This window comes from Vibrio sp. 1641 (assembly GCF_033339995.1).
GTDB classification, from domain to species: Bacteria; Pseudomonadota; Gammaproteobacteria; order Enterobacterales; family Vibrionaceae; genus Vibrio; species Vibrio alginolyticus.
Map to the genome: position 1 here is coordinate 1 of NZ_JAWOVP010000528.1, position 512 is coordinate 512.

The 512-nt window shown below is 47.1% G+C and carries 1 protein-coding gene; it reads right to left on the reverse strand.

The features are described 5' to 3' along the window. Nucleotides 1-512: methyl-accepting chemotaxis protein (locus tag R7Z47_RS26945; protein WP_318131040.1), on the reverse strand; the 512-nt coding region annotated here is incomplete at both ends.

The window sequence follows — 512 nt, forward strand, 5'->3', positions numbered from 1 at the left end:
TGCTTCAATTGCAGCGTTCAAGGCTAATAGGTTGGTTTGTTCCGCAATATCCCCGATTACATCCAGAACTTTCACGATGTTGTTTACATCTTGATCGAGATCGGCAACCGCTTTACTTGCAGTATTCAGCTGAGTCGCAAGACCTTGGATGTTATCTACCGTACTGTGGATCAGTGATTGAGTGTGCTGACTTTGTTTATCTGCTTCATCGGTATTACGTGCTGTGTCGCTAGCAGAGCTTGCCACATGGTTAGCGGAAGAAGCCATTTCTGTCATCGCTGTTGCAATCATTGCGGTCGATTGCTGCTGAGAAACGGTAAGATCGGCGATGGAATTTGAGCGCGACTCTACTGCTGATAGCTCATCGCGTAGAGCGTGCATCGATTGTTCAAGGTTAGTCACCATGGTTGCCAATGATTGGCTCATATTCTGAACCGCATGGTAGATACTGCCTTTTGGAGCGACGGTATCAAAGCTAGTTTGGATGTTACCTTGTGCAACCGCTTGAACCG